This is a genomic window from Klebsiella sp. WP8-S18-ESBL-06, from assembly GCF_014169755.1.
GTDB classification, from domain to species: Bacteria; Pseudomonadota; Gammaproteobacteria; order Enterobacterales; family Enterobacteriaceae; genus Kluyvera; species Kluyvera ascorbata_B.
In genome coordinates, this window is the sequence record NZ_AP022256.1 from 1301223 (window position 1) to 1319241 (window position 18019).

The 18019-nt window shown below is 55.5% G+C and carries 15 protein-coding genes and 1 rRNA gene; 6 read left to right on the forward strand and 10 right to left on the reverse strand.

The features are described 5' to 3' along the window. The first annotated feature begins 36 nt into the window (after positions 1–36). Positions 37–152, forward strand: a 5S ribosomal RNA gene (rrf, locus tag H7R76_RS06225). A gap of 304 nt (positions 153–456) precedes the next feature. Next, the gene (locus tag H7R76_RS06230) at positions 457–1755 is read left to right on the forward strand and encodes an MFS family transporter (protein ID WP_106924034.1); all 1299 of its coding nucleotides are present in this window, start codon (positions 457–459) and stop codon (positions 1753–1755) included. Between the two features lies 1 nt (position 1756). Here H7R76_RS06230 and H7R76_RS06235 read toward each other — a convergent pair whose 3' ends face one another. The 5 genes from H7R76_RS06235 to trxC all read right to left on the reverse strand — a co-directional run bounded on the left by H7R76_RS06235 (position 1757) and on the right by trxC (position 7470). Next, positions 1757–2083 (reverse strand): YfiM family lipoprotein, encoded by a 327-nt coding sequence (locus H7R76_RS06235; RefSeq protein ID WP_182967256.1) that lies wholly within the window; start codon positions 2081–2083, stop codon positions 1757–1759. A 41-nt stretch (positions 2084–2124) separates the two neighbouring features. Beyond that, positions 2125–3480 (reverse strand): CDP-diacylglycerol--serine O-phosphatidyltransferase, encoded by a 1356-nt coding sequence (gene pssA, locus H7R76_RS06240; RefSeq protein ID WP_106924036.1) that lies wholly within the window; start codon positions 3478–3480, stop codon positions 2125–2127. 108 nt (positions 3481–3588) lie between these two features. Further along, positions 3589–6240 (reverse strand): bifunctional acetate--CoA ligase family protein/GNAT family N-acetyltransferase, encoded by a 2652-nt coding sequence (locus H7R76_RS06245; protein WP_182967258.1) that lies wholly within the window; start codon positions 6238–6240, stop codon positions 3589–3591. Between the two features lie 35 nt (positions 6241–6275). After that, on the reverse strand, positions 6276–6974 hold the full coding sequence (tapT, locus tag H7R76_RS06250; protein WP_106924038.1) for a tRNA-uridine aminocarboxypropyltransferase: 699 nt from the start codon (positions 6972–6974) through the stop codon (positions 6276–6278). 70 nt (positions 6975–7044) lie between these two features. Then, positions 7045–7470 (reverse strand): thioredoxin TrxC, encoded by a 426-nt coding sequence (gene trxC, locus H7R76_RS06255; RefSeq protein ID WP_106924039.1) that lies wholly within the window; start codon positions 7468–7470, stop codon positions 7045–7047. Positions 7471–7674: 204 nt separating this feature from the next. Between trxC and H7R76_RS06260 the strand changes: the two genes are divergently transcribed. Next, entirely contained in the window at positions 7675–8751 is a 1077-nt protein-coding gene (locus H7R76_RS06260) for a tRNA/rRNA methyltransferase (RefSeq protein WP_182930171.1), read from the forward strand. Positions 8752–8847: 96 nt separating this feature from the next. Here H7R76_RS06260 and ung read toward each other — a convergent pair whose 3' ends face one another. After that, positions 8848–9528, reverse strand: coding sequence for a uracil-DNA glycosylase (ung, locus tag H7R76_RS06265; RefSeq protein ID WP_106924041.1), 681 nt, complete (start codon positions 9526–9528; stop codon positions 8848–8850). Positions 9529–9845: 317 nt separating this feature from the next. Here ung and grcA point away from each other — a divergent pair, with 317 nt between their 5' ends. Next, a complete protein-coding gene (gene grcA / locus H7R76_RS06270) occupies positions 9846–10229 on the forward strand; it encodes an autonomous glycyl radical cofactor GrcA (protein WP_106924042.1) in 384 nt (127 codons plus the stop codon). An 83-nt stretch (positions 10230–10312) separates the two neighbouring features. On the opposite strand, the gene H7R76_RS06275 is transcribed toward grcA, so the two are convergent. Continuing rightward, positions 10313–11680 (reverse strand): PTS transporter subunit EIIC, encoded by a 1368-nt coding sequence (locus H7R76_RS06275; protein ID WP_106924043.1) that lies wholly within the window; start codon positions 11678–11680, stop codon positions 10313–10315. A 272-nt stretch (positions 11681–11952) separates the two neighbouring features. Between H7R76_RS06275 and H7R76_RS06280 the strand changes: the two genes are divergently transcribed. Continuing rightward, on the forward strand, positions 11953–13152 hold the full coding sequence (locus H7R76_RS06280; protein ID WP_106924044.1) for an enolase C-terminal domain-like protein: 1200 nt from the start codon (positions 11953–11955) through the stop codon (positions 13150–13152). Here H7R76_RS06280 and H7R76_RS06285 read toward each other — a convergent pair whose 3' ends face one another. Then, positions 13153–13872: a GntR family transcriptional regulator gene (locus H7R76_RS06285; RefSeq protein WP_182930172.1), complete on the reverse strand. Its 720-nt coding sequence runs from the start codon at positions 13870–13872 to the stop codon at positions 13153–13155. Between the two features lie 58 nt (positions 13873–13930). Then, positions 13931–15265, reverse strand: coding sequence for an ATP-dependent RNA helicase SrmB (gene srmB / locus H7R76_RS06290; protein ID WP_106924046.1), 1335 nt, complete (start codon positions 15263–15265; stop codon positions 13931–13933). Between the two features lie 127 nt (positions 15266–15392). Between srmB and trmN the strand changes: the two genes are divergently transcribed. After that, positions 15393–16133, forward strand: a complete 741-nt coding sequence (trmN, locus tag H7R76_RS06295) for a tRNA(1)(Val) (adenine(37)-N(6))-methyltransferase TrmN (RefSeq protein WP_106924047.1) — start codon at positions 15393–15395, stop codon at positions 16131–16133. Here trmN and nadB read toward each other — a convergent pair. Next, complete coding sequence (gene nadB, locus H7R76_RS06300; protein WP_106924433.1) at positions 16118–17737, reverse strand: L-aspartate oxidase; 1620 nt, start codon at positions 17735–17737, stop codon at positions 16118–16120. The two genes, trmN and nadB, sit on opposite strands and share 16 nt — an antisense overlap. Between the last annotated feature and the right edge of the window lie 282 nt (positions 17738–18019).

The following is an 18019-nucleotide window of genomic DNA, read 5'->3' on the forward strand; positions in this document are numbered from 1 at the left end:
ATTAACCGGCGATAAGCGGGTTAATAACAGAATTTGCCTGGCGGCCGTAGCGCGGTGGTCCCACCTGACCCCATGCCGAACTCAGAAGTGAAACGCCGTAGCGCCGATGGTAGTGTGGGGTCTCCCCATGCGAGAGTAGGGAACTGCCAGGCATCAATTAAGTGAAGAAGCCCATCCTGACGGATGGGCTTTTTTGCGTCTGCGTTTTGTGGGATCCGGCATTGTGGATATTGCCGGATGGCGGCTTCGCCTTATCCGGCCTACTCAAACTTTTTCACGTTAACCGCCCCCCATTGCCTGCACCTATTCCTAAATCGTGATCCTGCTAATAAAAAACGTGATGTTCGTCACTAAATTAAATATAACAATTATATAACATTTCATTTACTAAAATACCTGCCTGTGTGACGTGTACGCCCGGTAAGGCAGGAGGGCGCTTTTGGCAGGAGTTAACAAATGGCCGTAACCAGTGTAACCCCAGAAAGGACGCTAACCGATAGCGATACTCGCCGTCGCGTCATGGCAATCGTCGGAGCATCATCAGGGAATCTTGTTGAATGGTTTGATTTTTATGTCTACTCATTCTGCTCGCTCTATTTTGCTCACATCTTTTTCCCGTCCGGTAACACCACCACTCAGCTACTGCAAACCGCAGGTGTCTTTGCCGCGGGTTTTTTGATGCGTCCTATCGGAGGATGGCTGTTTGGGCGAATTGCCGATCGCCGTGGCCGTAAAGTCTCGATGCTGATCTCCGTGTGCATGATGTGCTTTGGCTCGCTGGTGATTGCCTGCCTGCCCGGCTACAGCGCTATCGGCACCTGGGCTCCGGCGCTACTGCTGCTCGCTCGTCTGTTCCAGGGGCTCTCCGTGGGCGGGGAGTACGGCACCAGCGCGACCTATATGAGCGAGGTCGCAGTCGAAGGACGCAAGGGATTCTACGCATCATTCCAGTACGTCACTCTTATTGGCGGCCAACTGCTTGCCGTTCTGGTGGTCGTGATATTGCAAAACGTTCTCAGCAGCGAAGACCTTCACGCCTGGGGATGGCGCATACCGTTTGCGATGGGCGCGGTGCTGGCTATTGTTGCGCTGTGGCTGCGCCGCCAGCTTGATGAAACCTCGCAAAAAGAAACCCGCACGCTGAAGGAAGCGGGATCGTTCAAAGGCCTGTGGCGTAACCGCAAAGCGTTTCTGATGGTGCTAGGTTTTACCGCAGCAGGCTCGCTGAGCTTCTATACCTTTACAACCTACATGCAGAAGTACCTGGTAAACACGGCCGGAATGAGCGCTAATCTGGCAAGCGTGATAATGACGGCTGCGCTGTTTGTTTATATGCTGGTACAGCCCTTCTTTGGTCTGCTGTCAGATAAGGTTGGACGCCGTACGTCGATGCTGTGCTTTGGTGCGCTGGCGACGCTGTTTACGGTACCGATTCTTTCCGCGCTGCAAAATGTCACTTCTCCCTATATGGCTTTTGGGCTGGTGATGTGTGCGCTGTTGATTACCAGCTTCTATACCTCGATTAGCGGTATTCTGAAGGCGGAAATGTTCCCGGCGCAGGTCCGCGCATTGGGCGTCGGGCTATCTTATGCGGTAGCGAATGCGCTGTTTGGTGGGTCAGCTGAGTATGTCGCGCTGTCGATGAAATCAGCGGGCGTAGAGAACGCCTTCTTCTGGTACGTCACCGCGATGGCGGCAATTGCCTTCCTGGTATCGCTTAAGCTGCACCGTAAAGGAAAAGGGTTACGCCTGTAGATCAGTGCCGTGCAAGTTGCCACACCGCGTAACCGGTAGTGGCACCGGCCACGTCCCAGGCAAAATCCTTCCAGCTCCAGCCGCTTCCCGCCGGGCGGCTGTCCCACAGCTCTTTTGACGCGCCAAGGCTGACGGAAAACAGAAAGCCAATGGCTGCGCTGCGGTCGCGGCTGATGCCCTGGTGCTGAGCGTATTCATTACCGGCGGCGGCAAGCATGGCGGAGGCGATGAAGTGCTGGGCTTTGTCCTGCCCGCTCCAGGCGTCATTTGCCATATGGCTACAGCCGCTGAGGGCGAGAGTTGAGCAAACAAGAAGTGAACGTAGCATGCGGGCTCCTGAAAAAAAGCCCCGGCGTGCGGGGCTTCAATTTAAAGGATACGGCTGATCAGCCTGTCGATACGAATACGGCGCAGACGGCGAATAAGCTTGCGTACCTTCACCGGATAGTCGGCGATGCTTTGCAGATCGCGGAAGTGATTCACCACCGTTGTGTGCTTGCGAATGAGCTCCAGCTCTTTCTGGCGCATTGAGGCCAGCTGCTTTTTCGGATCGTGAATCAGGACCGCATTTTCCAGGTCCAGACGCCAGGCACGAGGGTTGAGGTTGTTGCCGGTAAGCAAAATCCACTCGTTATCAACCCACATTCCTTTCAGGTGGTAGGTGTTATCGTCGTCTTTCCATAGACGTACCGTCAGTTGGTCAGTATTGATGTAGTACTGCAGACGGCTCAGGAAGCGACGTAGGTTAATCTCGTACAGATAGGGCAGCGCGCCGATAATCTTGAACGGTTCATTCTCTGGGATATAGAAGTCGTTTGCCGTCTTATCGCCAACGATAATTTCCACCTTTTTCCCCTCGCGCAGTAGACGAATAATACTGCGCACCAGCAGCGCCGGCAGGTTGAAGTAAGGTGTGCAGATAGTCAGCTTCTCTTCGGTGCACGGCATCAGGTGGAAAATGGTTTTATTCAGCTCGCTGGTTTTACCCAGCCCGACCAGCGGAGTGACCGTCAGCTCATCATCGCTGGCGTTGCCGGTAAAATGATAGCGGGTATCGCGTAACTCCTGGCGGTACTGGCGAATATCGTTTTTAATTTCCGGGCTTTTCGGTCGCTCGGTATTATCGAGGCGGTTAACCCCGCGACCATCAACCAGATTTTCCGATACCCAGTTAAACATGATATCGGCCATCTGTGGGTTACGGATGCACTGATAGCGGTCATAACGATATTTATCGTGCTGGTGCAGATAGACATCGTTGATACTGGCGCCGCTGTACAGCACGCAGTCATCAATGATAAAGCCTTTAAAGTGCAGGACGCCGAGAGCCTCACGGGTGTTCACCGGCACACCATACACAGGCACGTCTACGCCCGGGTTCTCTTTGGCGGTACGGCAATACCAGTCGGCATTAGTATTGGACGCTGCGGCACCAATGCGCCCACGCTGTGCGCGATGCCAGTCAACCAATACGCGGACATCAAGTTCCGGGCGCTGGCGTTTGGCATCATACAAAGCTTGCAGAATAGTCTTTCCGGCGTCGTCCTGTTCCAGGTACAACGCGACGATGCAGATTCGGCGCGTGGCGCTGGCGATTTTGGCGAGCAACGCTTCACGAAAATCCGCTGGCGCATAAAAAAACTCAATATCATCAACAGACTGTGAAAGCTTGGGTAGTTGGGCAAGGTGTTGTTGATGTTTATTACGCTTAAATTTTGACAACATCACAGTGCGTTTCTTCTCTGGTTTAGTGAAGGGTCTTCTGTACCTGGCAGACGACGTAAGCGGTCAATGATACCACCTCTGTCGGGTAAGGGCAGCATTTCCAGCAACTTAGTCATTACTTAGCCTTAGTGACAGTCCGACAATGCCATCTTCCAGCTGAATATCAACGTTAAAACCAAGCTTTCTCGCTAATGCTATCATCCCGCGGTTGTTGGGCATGGTAATACCGTTCAGGCGCTGCAGACCGTGGGCGCGGGTATAGCCTATCAGCTTATCCAGCAGTCGCCCGCCGAGCCCCAGACCTTTTAAATCGGAGCGCACCAGCACGGCAAATTCCGCATCAATATTGTCGGGGTCGGAAATTGCGCGCGTCACGCCGAGGATCTCAGCGCGATCGTCTGCCGTATGAACCGCGACGAAAGCCATTTCACGATCGTAGTCGATCTGCGTCATATTGGCTAAGTCGTCGTGGGTAAATTCGTTGATCTCACTGAAATAACGATAGTAAAGATCTTCTTTTGTGACACGGGCAATAAACTGCTGCAGCAGCGGTTCGTCTTCGGGCAGAATCGGGCGGAACAGGCAGCGTTCGCCGTTTTTCATTGTCACCCACTCTTCAAGGTGCTGCGGGTAAGGGCGTACCGCCAGACGGCTTTCGCTGAGGCCGCTGAACGGCGCAATATCCAGCGTGACGTCCAGTGCAGTAAATTCGTTACCGGAGGCGAGCAATGGATGGATATCGAGACGCTGAATCTCCGGGCAGTCGACTATCAGGTTTGATACCTGTACCAGCAGTTGGCTCAGTCCGGGGATATCTAGCGGCCGTAGCGCGCTGCGCCCACGGATCTTTTTGCTTTTAATCGCCTGAATGACCAGATAGCGTGCCAGCGTCATATTCAGCGGTGGCAGAGCAACGGCGGCCTGATCTTCCGCACGCCATTCAACGCCGCCTTCGCCCAGCATAATCAGCGGGCCAAACACCGGATCGTGCTCAACCACCACGCGCAGCTCCTGCGCCCCGGCGCGGTTGGCCATACTTTGCACCAGCAGACCGTGAATACGCGCCTGCGGCCACGCCATTTTGACGCGATCGAGAATGGCATCGGCCGCCTGCTGTACTTCGCTGGCGGTGCGCAGATACAGCATGACCCCCTGGACCTCAGATTTATGCGGAATATCCGGCGAGCGCAGCTTGAGCGCGACGGGGTAGCCAATCTGCTCGGCAATATGCACCGCTTCGGCGCTGTCTGCGGCGATCCATGTCGGCAATGTATTGAGGCCATAGGCATCGAGGATTGGGCGGACTTCATGGGTGTCTAGCGCGCGAATACCGCTATCAATAGCCTCTTGCAGCAGCGTATGTGCATGGGCGGTGTTGGCGGTCAGGCTGTGCGGTAGCGCTGGGGTTTCTCGCAGCTGCTTCTGGTTGCGTCGATACTCAACCATGTGCATAAAGGCGGTAATCGTCCCTTCTGGCGTGCGATAGGTTGGGATCCCGGCATCGCTAAACATACGACGAGCCTCAATAGAGGAATATTCGCCGCACCAGTTGGTTAGTACGCTGATGTAGTTGCCGCGAGGGTGCTGCTTAATGAGGTTAATCAGCGCTGAGGCGCTTTCGCTGCCCGGTGCCGTGGCGCTCGGCGAGTGGATAACCATTAACGCATCCAGGTCTGGGCTATTGAGCAGGACATTCACCGCCGCCAGGTAATGCTCAATACTGGCATCATCCCGCAAATCTAATGGATTGTTGGCATCGATAGCCGCTGGCAGCAACTGCTGAAGCTGCTGGCGCGTCTCCTCGCTCAGGGTCGCCAGTTTGCCGTTGCGCGCCCAGTGTTCATCTAACGCCAGTGCGGCCGGGGCTGCACCGTTGCTGATAATCATCAGCCGTTCGCCGCGCAGCGGGCGCATATGGCTGAGGGTTTCAACGGCGGAGAAAAGTTCATGGGTATCCTGCACGCGCAGCAGGCCGGCGCGCTGAATGGCAGCATCCCAGGCGGGGTCCATTCCTGAGTTAACGTGCAGCAAACGCTGTGCTTCTGGGCTACGACCGCTTTTAATCACCAGGATGGGCTTATTACGTGACGCGCTGCAGGCAGCCGACACAAAGCGCCGTGCGTCGCTTAACTGCTCCAGATACAGCAGAATGGCGCTGGTTTTACCGTCGCGCGCCAGATAATCGAGCAGGTCATCGACGTCGATATCCAGGCCGTCGCCCAGCGCGATAAAATAGGAAAAGCCCATTTCACGCTGCTGCGCCCAGTCAAGAATGGTATTGGAGACGGCGGCAGACTGCGAGATAAACGCCAGTTTACCCTTACGAATCGGTACCGGTGAGAAGCTGGCGTTCAACCCCTGCCAGGGGGCCAGCAGACCGAGACTGTTTGGCCCCAGCAGGCGCATTTGATAACGTGCCGCGCATGCTTTCAGCGCGCCGAACTGATCGGGAGTGGAAGAGAGAATAATGCAGGTCTTGCAGCCTTTTTCGCCCAACGACTCCAGCAGCTCAAGATTGCGCCGCGCGTGAGTGCACAGTACGGCGAGATCGGGAGAGAAGGGAAGGCTGTCGATGGTAGGCCAGGCAAGTACGCCAAGTACCGCTTTCCAGGCGGGCGTGACGGGCAAAACCGGCCCCGCAAAGCCACCGGCCAGCAGGTTTTGCATCATCAAAAAACCGGCGCGCCGGGGTTTCATTGAGGCGCCAATCACTGCAATCGATTTGGGTCTCAGCAGCGCTTCCAGCCCACGTTGGCTCATACCGGTCTTCCTTACGCGACAATGTTGTAAGGAGTTTAACCGTTTTCCGTCTCAACTGCTGTGACGCTGCCCTGATGCTGGGATTTTCCTGCCAGATAGCGATTGCGAAAACGGGTGAAGTGCTGGCTGAGCGCCGATGCAGCACCGGTATCGTTGGCTAAATCGAGTAGCGCGATAGCCACCTCGGCGGTGCAGTACTGCCCTTCCGCATGCACTTCACGCAGGCTGTAGGCCGACACGCGGGAGAGGTCGACTGAGATCAGCGGCAAATTATCCAGCCACGGGCTTTTACGGAACATCTTACGCGCTTCCGGCCAGGTACCGTCTAACATAATAAACAGTGGCGGTTTACCGGTCGGCGGCGCGCTCAGTACCTGGCGATCCGCATCGGCGTAAGACGCAGGAAACACCACCATCGGCTGATAGTCAGGGTTTTTGACCAGATCGAGCAGCGCCTGCGGCGGCTCGGTGCGCGACCACTGAAAAGCCTCGGTCTGCGGTAAAATATCGGCTATCAGGCGACCGGTGTTGCTGGGCTTCATGGGTTCCGTATCGAACATCACGAGGCAAAAACGGCTTTTCGCCGGGTGTGGCGTGATGGTCTCGCACAGGCAATAGCGCTGTACCAGCAGACAGCGCTGGCAGCGACGCACCCGGTTACCACGGGCAAGAAAAGGACGAGTCGCGCGGGCAAGACGCTCGGCGCGCAACCGAAGAACGGCGTTATCAATCATGGGAGTCGTACGGCAAAAAGGCTATTGTCGCAGAGGTGAATACGGGGCACAAGATGTGCCCCGTCGGCAATCAGGCTTGCAGAGCCTCGTTCAGCCAGCTTTCGAACGGCGCTTTAGGCACCGCGCCGTTAAGCATATCGACAATTTCACCATTTTTAAAAATCATAATGGTGGGAATGCTGCGAATGCGGAAGCGGGCGCTGAGTTCGCGCTCGGCTTCGGTGTTGACTTTCACAAAGCGCATCTTGCCGCTGCGCTCTTCGGCGACATCTTCAAAAATAGGCGCAAAGCTGCGACACGGGCCGCACCATGGCGCCCAGAAATCCACGACAACAGGAAGATCGTCCTTCAGCAGTTTATCCAGCGTGCTGTCCGTAGCGTTAATGACATCGCCATCAAACAGATCTTCACCACAGCGTCCACATTTTGCCGCTTCGTTAATACGCGCTTCTGGAATGCGATTAAGCGCCTGGCAGTGGGCACAAACGGTATTCATAACTCACCTCTGGGTCGTCTTGTTGCAGAACGGCAATGTTGCCGGATGTTTCTATAATGTTACACATTATCGTCGAGCGCGAATGAATCGACAATGCGTTTTATCCAATGGGTATAATAGTTGTGGTCTTTTGTATGAAGTCATAGCTAAGCGCTATCACATCAGGTAATCTGCGCGCTTCGCGCAGCGCAGGTGGAGAAAAACATGAGCGACGAACTGAAGAACAAAAACGGCAAGGTCAAAGTGATGTACGTCCGCAGTGACGATGACTCGGACAAACGCACCCAAAATCCACGTACTGGTAAAGGCGGCGGACGCCCCGGAACCTCCCGAGCCGAAGGCGGTCGTCGTCCATCTCGTGATGAGCGAAAGGGGCCGAACAGTGAACGCGGCCGCGAACGTGGCCGTGACCGCGATGTAGAACGCGATCGCGAAGGCTCTCCGTGGCGTACGGTTTCCCGCGCGCCGGGCGATGACGCGCCGGCCAAAGCCGATCATGGCGGCATCAGCGGTAAAAGCTTTATCGATCCGGAAGTGCTGCGTCGTCAGCGCGCGGAAGAGACCCGCGTATACGGCGAAAATGCCTGCCAGGCGCTGTTCCAGAGCCGCCCGGACGCGATTGTCCGTGCGTGGTTCTTGCAAAGCGTCACGCCGCGTTTCAAAGAAGCGCTGCGCTGGATGGCGGCAAACCGCAAAGCCTATCACGTGGTCGATGAGGCCGAACTGGCGAAAGCTTCCGGTACCGAGCACCATGGTGGCGTGTGCTTCCTGATCAAAAAACGTAACGGAACTTCCGTACAGCAGTGGGTTGCTAATAGCGGCGCTGACGACTGCGTACTGGCGTTGGAAGATGTGGGCAACCCGCACAACCTTGGCGCGATGATCCGCAGCTGTGCGCACTTTGGCGTGAAGGGCGTGGTGTTGCAGGACGCGGCCTTGCTGGAGTCCGGCGCGGCTATCCGTACTGCTGAAGGTGGCGCAGAGCACGTGCAGCCGATCACTGGCGATAGCTTTATTGACGCGCTGGCGCAGTTCCGCGACGCGGGTTACAGCATTGTCACCACCAGCAGCACCGGCAACGGTATGCCGCTGTTTAAAGCCGAGCTGCCGAAGAAAATGGTGCTGGTGCTGGGGCAGGATCACGAGGGTGTATCCGATAGCGCGGCGTCGCTTGCAGATCTGAGCGTCTCTATTGACGGTACCCGTGCCGTCGAAGGCCTGAACGTCTCCGTGGCAACGGGCGTGCTGCTGGCCGAATGGTGGCGTCAGCATAAAGCGTAAAAGCGTGAGCTGAAAAAAAACCGGTAGAGGAGACTCCACCGGTTTTTTTATGCTTTGAGTACTCACCTACAGCGCACTATTTGGAGGGGGTTCCGGTTACTCTGGCAGCACCGGCATCCAGTCAATCGGCGCTTCGCCGCGTTGTTCCAGCCACTGATTCGCTTTCACAAAGTGATTACTGCCAAAGAATCCACGGTGTGCGGAGAGCGGCGAGGGATGTGGCGCTTTCAGCACGCAATGACGCTGGGTGTCAATAATGGCTCCTTTTTTCTGCGCGTGCGATCCCCACAGTAAAAAGACGACGCCTTCGCGATGCTCATTAATTAATGAAATCACTTTATCGGTGAAGGTTTCCCAGCCGAGGCTGGCGTGCGAGTGTGCCTGGCCGGCGCGTACGGTCAGCACGGTGTTGAGCAGGAGAACACCCTGGCGCGCCCAGCTTTCCAGATAACCATGGTTCGGGCGGGTAAAGCCGGGGATCGTGCCTTCCAGCTCTTTATACATATTCAGTAAGGACGGCGGCGTGGCAATACCTGGCTGAACGGAAAACGCCAGCCCGTGCGCCTGGTTTGGGCCGTGGTAAGGGTCCTGCCCGAGGATCACCACTTTGACATCGCGCAGTTCGGTATAGCGGAAAGCGTTAAACACATCTTTCTGCGGCGGATAAATGGTTACGCCTGACTGGCGTTCGCTGGCCACGGTTGCCAGCGTATTCACAAAATAGGGCTGCTCTTTTTCAGCGGCCAGCACGTCGTGCCAGGTTAATGGGGTTGTCATCTCGCTCTCCTGCGAATTTCTCTCGCCATAGCTTAACTGCTTCTTTCCCCATCACAAAATCGGATAGTGGAATGGCGTTGAGAGTGATAAAAAAAGTTGAAGATTTACAAAGATTTTTGGTTGTTGCGAGGTGCGTAACTTGATGCAAAACAAGTATTTTCCCCTATGACCACTTTTGTGGTGTGGTTTTTATTGATTTAAATCAAAGAATCAAGGGTGTTCGAGGGGTATATATACACTCAAGCAACAATGGTTTTACCAATTGGCCGGAAAGTGGCTGGTTAGAAACGAATATAAAGAGCCTAGGGAGGCATCAAATGATTACAGGTATCCAGATTACTAAAGCTGCAAACGACGACCTGCTGAACTCATTCTGGCTGCTCGACAGCGAGAAAGGTGAAGCACGCTGCCTGTGTGCAAAAGGCGGTTTCAAAGAAGATGACGTGGTTGCCGTGAGTGCGCTGGGCGACATCGAATACCGTGAAATTCCGGTTGAAGCAAAACCAGAAGTCCGCGTAGAAGGTGGTCAGCACCTGAACGTGAACGTTCTGCGTCGTGAAACGCTGATGGACGCCGTTGAGCACCCGGAAAAATACCCGCAGCTGACCATCCGTGTGTCTGGCTATGCGGTACGCTTCAACTCTCTGACGCCGGAACAGCAGCGCGACGTTATCGCGCGTACTTTCACTGAAAGCCTGTAATTTCTCAGGGGTGGGAAAACGTGGCGTTGGGGTAACCCAGTACTCATGACAAATCCCCCGCAGGGTGCCTGCGGGGGATTTTTTTATCTGGACTGCTCGCGTCCCACCAGAAGAGTGGTGAGGGTGAAGGAAAGCACTAGCGCGATGGCAACGCCGGAAATCGCAAAGATAAAGTACGGGCCAATATAGGCGGGCAGGCTGAAAATGCTCGACAAAATATAGCCATACAGCCGCACGCCGAAGAAAGCAATAAACGCGGAAGCCAACGAACTTGCTACCGTAGCGGCGATAAACGCTTTCTTGTAGCGGGTGAGTACGCCAAACAGCGCCGGTTCCGTAATGCCCAGCAGTGCGGAGATAGCAGCGGAGAGCGTGACCGTGCGGTTGTCTTTATTCAGACGCCAGATGGCGAAGGTCGCCCCGGCAATGGCCATGTTGGCCATGAACATCATTGGCATCAGCATGTCATAGCCGCGGTCGCTGAAGTTTTGCAGCGCGATGGGGGTCATCGCATGATGCATCCCGGTGAGGATCGCCACCGGACGAATAGCGCCCACCACCAGCCCGGCAAAGCTTGCCGACACGCCAAACAGCCCTTCGATAAACCACGCCAGCATTTTACCCAGCCAGATTCCAATAGGCCCAATTACCACCAGCGCGGCCAGCGCGGCGAGAAACAGCGTCAGCGTGGGGGTAAAGACGGTTTTCAATACGTCGGGCATGATCCTGTCGACCGCCTGGTGAATGTATTTCAGCGCCAGGATGGAGAAAATCACCGGGATAACGCTGGAGGCGTAGTTGAACACCGATACCGGAATGGCGTTAAACAACCACAACGCGGAGGCGGCATCGGCCTGATGTGCAGCCAGCGCTTTCGCGGCGTCGATAAGCGTAGGGTACATCAAGCAGGCGGCGACGGCGGCGGCCAGATATTCGTTGGTTTTAAAGATCTTCGCCGCCGAGACGGCAAGGAAAAACGGCAGGAAATAAAATACGCCGCTGGCAATGAGATCGATGATCATTACCGTATCGCTTTTGGTCGACACCACTTTTAGCGCAATCAGCCCGGCAAGCAGACCTTTGATCATCCCGGCGCCAGCGATGGCGGGGACTATCGGGCCGAATACGCCGGAGACGGTATCCATAAACAGCGAAACCAGGCTTTTGCGTTCTTTGCTTTTCCCGCTGGTGGCTGCCTGGTTGTTAGCGCCGAGGGCTTCCTGCAGCGCTTCATACCAGCTGTTCACCTTCGGGCCGATAATGATCTGAAACTGATCGCTTTGCAACTGAGCGCCGAGTACGCCGGGCAACTGCTTAATTTCATCCTGCGCCACTTTATTATCATCAATTAAATCAAAGCGCAGCCGGGTCATACAGTGCCAGACTTTATTGATATTCTCCTGCCCACCTACCAGTCGAATAATCCTGCTGATAGCCTCTTGCGTCCCCATAATGGCTCCTGCGGTAAGTTTGTTGTTTTGTTTGTCTCGCTGAATGGTAAGTAAGCGCATCAATAAAAACAAACCAATAAAATATGATTTCAATCACAATTTGCCTTTATAAGGCTCTTATATCGCTACTTGTGATTAAATTGGTTCGTTTTTTTATTGGAAATAAACCCCGTTTTAGACCAAAAAATATATTTAATAAAAAGGTTTACCGAACCGCAAAAATAGAGTGAAGATAATGCCAGTCTTATTATTATTTTCCCAGGGAGCCTTCAGTGAAACCCACGCTGATTACTGCGATTGACTGTTTTATCACACGCCCTGACCGTCACAATCTGGTGACGGTACGGGTGACGACCGACAGCGGCACCGTCGGCTACGGCTGCGCCACCTTCCAGCAGCGCCCGCTGGCGGTGAAAACCATGGTCGATGAATATCTACAGCCGCTGCTGGTGGGGCGCGATGCGAATAATATCGAAGATCTCTGGCAGATGATGAACGTCAACGCCTACTGGCGCAACGGTCCGGTAATGAACAACGCCATCTCCGGCGTGGATATGGCGTTATGGGACATCAAGGCCAAGCTGGCCGGCATGCCGCTGTACCAATTGCTGGGTGGAAAATCACGCGATGCCATCTCGGCCTACACGCACGCCAGCGGCGAAACGCCGGATGAACTGTTTATCTCGGTGGATAAGCTGCTGGAGCAGGGTTATCGCTACATCCGCTGCCAGCTCGGCTTTTACGGCGGTACGCCGCGTGAAATGCAGACGCCAGAAAATCCAACGCCGGGCGCCTGGTTCGATCAGGATGAGTACATCCGCAACACGGTAGAGATGTTCCGCCTGCTGCGTGCGCGCTATGGCCACCGCTTTCATATTCTGCACGATGTCCACGAGCGCCTCTTCCCGCAGCAGGCGCTCCAACTGGCGAAGCTGCTGGAACCTTATCAGCCGTGGTTTATCGAGGACATTTTACCGCCGCAGCAGAGCGCGTGGCTGGCGCAGATTCGCCAGCAAACCTGCGTGCCGCTGGCGATGGGGGAGCTATTTAATAATCCGGCGGAATGGCATGACCTTATCGTTAACCGGCAGATTGATTTTATTCGCTGCCATATTTCGCAGATTGGCGGCATCACCCCGGCATTGAAGCTGGCGGTACTGTGTCAGGCCTTTGGCGTACGTCTGGCATGGCATGGCCCTGGCGACATGACGCCTATCGGCGTGGCGGTGAATACGCATCTGAATATTCATCTGCACAACGCCGCGATTCAGGAATTTATTCCGCGCGCCATCGCCACGGATGCGGTCTTCCCTGGCGGGCCGGTGGTGAACAACGGCTTTATCTATCCACCAATGGAACCGGGTATTGGCGTCGGTTTTGATGAAGCGCAGGCGCTGGCGCATCCAGTGGTCTATCGCCCGCACGAGTGGACGCAAAGCCGTCTGCCGGACGGAACGATGCATACACCGTAACTAAGCCTGCGGCTGCTGACGAAAAGCGAGGTTGTCGCGGTTATGGGGGATAACGTAGGTGCAGGAGTAGTTGATATCGACGATGTCGCTGATCTCATACACCTGCCCGCCGTCGAGGATCCCCCGGTTATTGATGTGCATGGCCGGGCTGCCTTTTTTACAGCCAAGAAGGGCGGCCTGCTCACGGCTGACGCTAATCGCCCGATAGCTGGTCAGCAGGTGGGAAATCGGGTAACCCTTCTCCAGTACATACTGCTGTAGCGAGCGTTCAATGACCTCCTGGTTCAGGTCGCTGAACATCGTTGCGGGCATCCGCGAGACTTCAATTTGCGTGGCGACGTTATCGACAAAGCGCAGGCGGCAGAACTGCCAGATAAAATCGTCGTCGGTCAGGCCGAAAATCTGCCGGTCTTCTCGCTCGGGGCGCTTCTTGTGCAGGCTGATCATCCGGTAACGCATCTGGTCGAAGCGTTTTTCGGTGATCGAGTTATAGACCAGTGGATTGCCGCGCGTCTGCTCGTTAATCCAGATGCCAGAGCCCTGCACAATGCGCACTACACCAATGCTGGCGAGTTTTTCCAGCGCCTGGCGGATGGTGAATCGCGATACGCCGTACTCTTCGGCCAACTGACGCTCCGGCGGTAGCTTACGCGGCCCATCACCCGGCTGCTGGTAAATTTTGCTGAGGAGGTCCTGAGTCACGAACTCTTTTTTCTTCATGGCCGCTATCCCTTACCCGTCGATATAAAAACGCCGGGAATAGGTCCCGGCGTTAGTTTTACTCTTCGGTGCTTTGTTCACCGGTCCCGCTGCCGCTAGGCTTGCGGCGCTTACCGACGTTTTTGGCATCGCGGTGACGCACTTTCACGCGCGGTTTATCTTTGTCTTTCGCTTTTTTCTGCTCGGCGCGCTTCGCCAGCACTTTCTTCGACGGCTTGCCGGTCATCTTCTCGCTTGGCGCTCGAGTGGTCGGGCGCAGCCCATCGATAACGCGAGACTTCAGCGGCTCTTCGATGTAGCGGCCAATTTTCAGCATCAGCAGGTGATCGTGCGTTTCCACCAGTGAAATCGCCGTGCCTTTCCGACCCGCGCGGCCGGTACGACCGATACGGTGCAGATAGGTATCGGCGCCGCGCGGCATATCGAAGTTAATCACATGGCTGACGTCGGGGATATCAATCCCGCGAGCGGCAACGTCGGTGGCAACCAGAACGTTTACGCGGCCGTCGGTCAGACGTTTGATGCCTTCGTTACGCTTAATCTGCGGCATTTCGCCTTCGAGATAACAGTTGTTAATTCCAGCCTGACGCAGAATTTCAGCCAGTTCATGCACGCGCTCACGCTTACGCACAAACACGATGGTGCGGGTGGCGTCTTCCTGCTTCAGCAGGTGCTTCAACAGCTCAACTTTATGCTCGAAGTTATCGGCACGATAGTACCACTGGTGAATCTTCTTACGTTCGCGGGTTGACGGCGTGGCGGATACTTCAACCGGATCTTCCAGCAGACGCTCGGCAAAGTCCTTGATCGCTTCGCCTTCCAGCGTGGCGGAGAAGAGCAGCGTCTGTTTGCGCCAGCGAGTTTCGCCAGCGATGTGTTCGATATCCTGGGCAAAACCCATGTCCAGCATGCGGTCTGCTTCATCGAGGATCAGCGTCTCAACGGCCCGGCAGTCGAAGTTTTCTTCTTTGATGTACTGCAGCAGACGACCGGTGGTGGCGACCACGATGTCCTGGTTTTCGCTGAACACTTCGGCATGGTTCATATATGCCACGCCGCCGGTGATGGTGGCGATGTCCAGATGGGTATTTTTGGCCAGTTCGCGGGCATGATCGGCGACCTGCATTGCCAGTTCACGCGTCGGCGTGAGGATCAGAATACGCGGCGGTCCGGATTTTTTACGCGGAAAATCGAGCAGGTGCTGCAACGCAGGCAGCAAATACGCCGCTGTTTTACCGGTGCCGGTTGGCGCAGAACCGAGAACATCACGTCCATCGAGCGCAGGCGGAATGGCGGCAGCCTGAATGGCAGTCGGGCGTGTAAAGCCTTTGCTCTGGAGGGCATCCAGCAGGCTTTCGTCAAGTTCAAGTTCGGAAAAAGTCGTTACAGTCATGATTACCTCTGTGTGAGGCGCTGATTATAGACGTTACGGCTCTAATCTTCATCTGTTTGTGCGGCTATCTGTTCTCGGGTATTGTTCATAGCCGAATAGTTATCTGGTTTGGCCCGCAAGGTTACTTATGACGTCTGATTCTAAATCCGCGCTGCGTCGCAACGGATTTACCTTTAAAAAGTTTTTTGTCGCCCACGACCGCTGCGCCATGAAGGTCGGTACTGACGGCATTTTACTCGGTGCCTGGGCGCCGATCGCCCGCGTCAGCCGGGTTCTGGATATCGGCGCGGGTAGCGGGCTGCTGGCGTTAATGCTAGCGCAGCGCACCGATGAGAATGTCACTGTGGATGCCGTAGAGCTGGACGAGGATGCTGCTGCACAGGCGCGGGAAAACGTGGCTGAATCACCGTGGGCCGATCGTATTTCGGTGCATACGGCCGATATTCAGCAGTGGGTGGCCGGGTTGACGACGCGCTATGACCTGATCGTCAGTAATCCGCCTTACTACGAGCAGGGCGTTGAATGCGCTACGCCGCAGCGCGAGCAGGCGCGTTATACTACCACGCTCGATCATCAGGCTCTGCTGGCCTGTGCGACGGATGCCATCACCGAAGACGGCTTCTTCTGCGTTGTGCTGCCGGAAAATATCGGCCAGACCTTTACACAGCAGGCCCTGTCGATGGGCTGGCATTTGCGCCTGCGCACCGACGTCGCGGAAACCGAAGTCCGTTTACCGCATCGCGTTCTGCTGGCGTTCTCGCCGCAAGGCGGGGAGTGCTATAGCGACAGGCTAACGATCCGTGGGCCAGAGCAGCAGTACTCAGAAGGCTACGCCGCACTGACCCAGGCGTTCTATTTATTTATGTGAACCAGCGGTGAGAGGATTGACGGCCCGGAGTCCGCAAGCAGCTCCGGGTAGTCGAGCGTATAATGCAGCCCGCGGCTCTCTTTACGCATCATCGCGCAGCGCACGATCAGTTCTGCGACCTGCACCAGGTTGCGCAGCTCCAGCAAATTATTGGAGACGCGGAAACGTGAATAATACTCGTCCAGCTCCTGCTGAAGCATGGTGATGCGGCGCAGAGCACGCTCCAGCCGCTTGGTGGTGCGAACGATGCCGACGTAGTCCCACATAAACAGCCGTAGCTCGTGCCAGTTGTGCTGAATCACAACCAGTTCATCGGAGTTTTCCACGCGGCTTTCATCCCAGGCAGGCAGCGTGTCAATCTGACGGGCATACGGCATGCGTTTGAGAATATCTTCTGCCGCAGACCAGCCGTATACCAGACACTCCAGCAGTGAGTTAGAGGCCATACGGTTGGCACCGTGCAGGCCGGTGTAGCTTACCTCTCCGATGGCGTACAGGCCGTCGACATCGGTACGACCATAGTCATCGACCATCACCCCGCCGCAGGTGTAGTGCGCGGCCGGGACAATCGGCACCGCTTCCTGAGTCAAATCGATGCCCAGCCCCAGCAGCTTCTCATAAATCATCGGGAAGTGCTGGCGCACAAAGGCTTCCGGTTTATGACTGATGTCCAGATACATACAATCAACGCCCAGACGCTTCATCTCATGGTCGATAGCGCGGGCGACGATATCGCGCGGCGCAAGCTCAGCGCGTTCGTCGAAGTCCGGCATAAAGCGGCTGCCATCCGGGCGCTTAAGGTGCGCACCTTCGCCTCGCAGGGCTTCGGTGAGCAAAAAATTGCGCGCCTGCGGGTGATACAGCGCGGTGGGGTGGAACTGGTTAAACTCGAGGTTGGCCACGCGGCAGCCTGCGCGCCAGGCCATGGCGATACCGTCGCCGGATGAGATATCCGGATTGGTGGTGTACTGATATACCTTTGATGCGCCGCCCGTTGCCAGTACCACCGATTTTGCCGAGCAGGTTTCTACTTTCTCTTTATTGCGGTCCCAGATCCACGCGCCAACAACGCGACGGGTTCCCGGCAGGCCGATTTTATCTGAAACAATCAGGTCGACGGCGTTGCAGCGTTCCAGCACGCGAATGTTCGGATGATTCATTGCCTTACCGACCAGCGTATTTTCGACTTCGCGCCCGGTAGCGTCGGCGGCGTGCAGAATCCGGCGATGGCTATGACCGCCTTCGCGGGTCAGATGGTAGCTCTCTTCGCCGTTCGCCTGAACCTGGGTGTCAAACAGCACGCCCTGGTCGATAAGCCACTGCACGCAGTGTCTGGCGTTACTGGCCACAAACGAGACAGCCTGGCGATCGCAGATGCCCGCGCCGGCAATCAGCGTATCCTCAACGTGCGAGTCCACGCTGTCGGTTTCATCGAAAACGGCGGCAATGCCCCCTTGTGCGTAAAAGGTTGAGCCTTCGCTTATCGGGCCTTTGCTCAGGACGATCACCTGGCTGTGCTCAGCAAGACGCAGCGCCAGTGAAAGACCGGCAGCCCCGCTACCGATAATCAATACATCACAGGAGTGTTCTGGGAGTGAGTTCATCATGATTGTTTAATTTACTAAACACGGTGTGGGCAGATTAGCACCATAAAAGCGACATGGGCAGGGTTTTTTTTGATCTTATGTTGTAATGACTAAACATCTTGTGAGGGGGCGCGCGGCTCAAGGGGATAAAAAATCTGAATAAACGCAGGGACTATCACCGCTATTTATGATGAAAAAAAGCCCGGGTTACGTTACTCTTCAGTCGATTTGCGTTTTTATTTCGCAACTTACACATCTGTTAACATCGGCAGACTTATAATGACAGACAATGAACGGTCT

Bases quoted from the DNA above. Each gene is read 5' to 3' on its own strand.
- H7R76_RS06230 (WP_106924034.1), top strand. From the start codon at position 457: ATGGCCGTAACCAGTGTAACCCCAGAAAGGACGCTAACCGATAGCGAT.
- H7R76_RS06235 (WP_182967256.1), bottom strand. From the start codon at position 2,083: ATGCTACGTTCACTTCTTGTTTGCTCAACTCTCGCCCTCAGCGGCTGT.
- pssA (WP_106924036.1), bottom strand. From the start codon at position 3,480: ATGTTGTCAAAATTTAAGCGTAATAAACATCAACAACACCTTGCCCAA.
- H7R76_RS06245 (WP_182967258.1), bottom strand. From the start codon at position 6,240: ATGAGCCAACGTGGGCTGGAAGCGCTGCTGAGACCCAAATCGATTGCA.
- tapT (WP_106924038.1), bottom strand. From the start codon at position 6,974: ATGATTGATAACGCCGTTCTTCGGTTGCGCGCCGAGCGTCTTGCCCGC.
- trxC (WP_106924039.1), bottom strand. From the start codon at position 7,470: ATGAATACCGTTTGTGCCCACTGCCAGGCGCTTAATCGCATTCCAGAA.
- H7R76_RS06260 (WP_182930171.1), top strand. From the start codon at position 7,675: ATGAGCGACGAACTGAAGAACAAAAACGGCAAGGTCAAAGTGATGTAC.
- ung (WP_106924041.1), bottom strand. From the start codon at position 9,528: ATGACAACCCCATTAACCTGGCACGACGTGCTGGCCGCTGAAAAAGAG.
- grcA (WP_106924042.1), top strand. From the start codon at position 9,846: ATGATTACAGGTATCCAGATTACTAAAGCTGCAAACGACGACCTGCTG.
- H7R76_RS06275 (WP_106924043.1), bottom strand. From the start codon at position 11,680: ATGGGGACGCAAGAGGCTATCAGCAGGATTATTCGACTGGTAGGTGGG.
- H7R76_RS06285 (WP_182930172.1), bottom strand. From the start codon at position 13,872: ATGAAGAAAAAAGAGTTCGTGACTCAGGACCTCCTCAGCAAAATTTAC.
- srmB (WP_106924046.1), bottom strand. From the start codon at position 15,265: ATGACTGTAACGACTTTTTCCGAACTTGAACTTGACGAAAGCCTGCTG.
- trmN (WP_106924047.1), top strand. From the start codon at position 15,393: ATGACGTCTGATTCTAAATCCGCGCTGCGTCGCAACGGATTTACCTTT.
- nadB (WP_106924433.1), bottom strand. From the start codon at position 17,737: ATGAACTCACTCCCAGAACACTCCTGTGATGTATTGATTATCGGTAGC.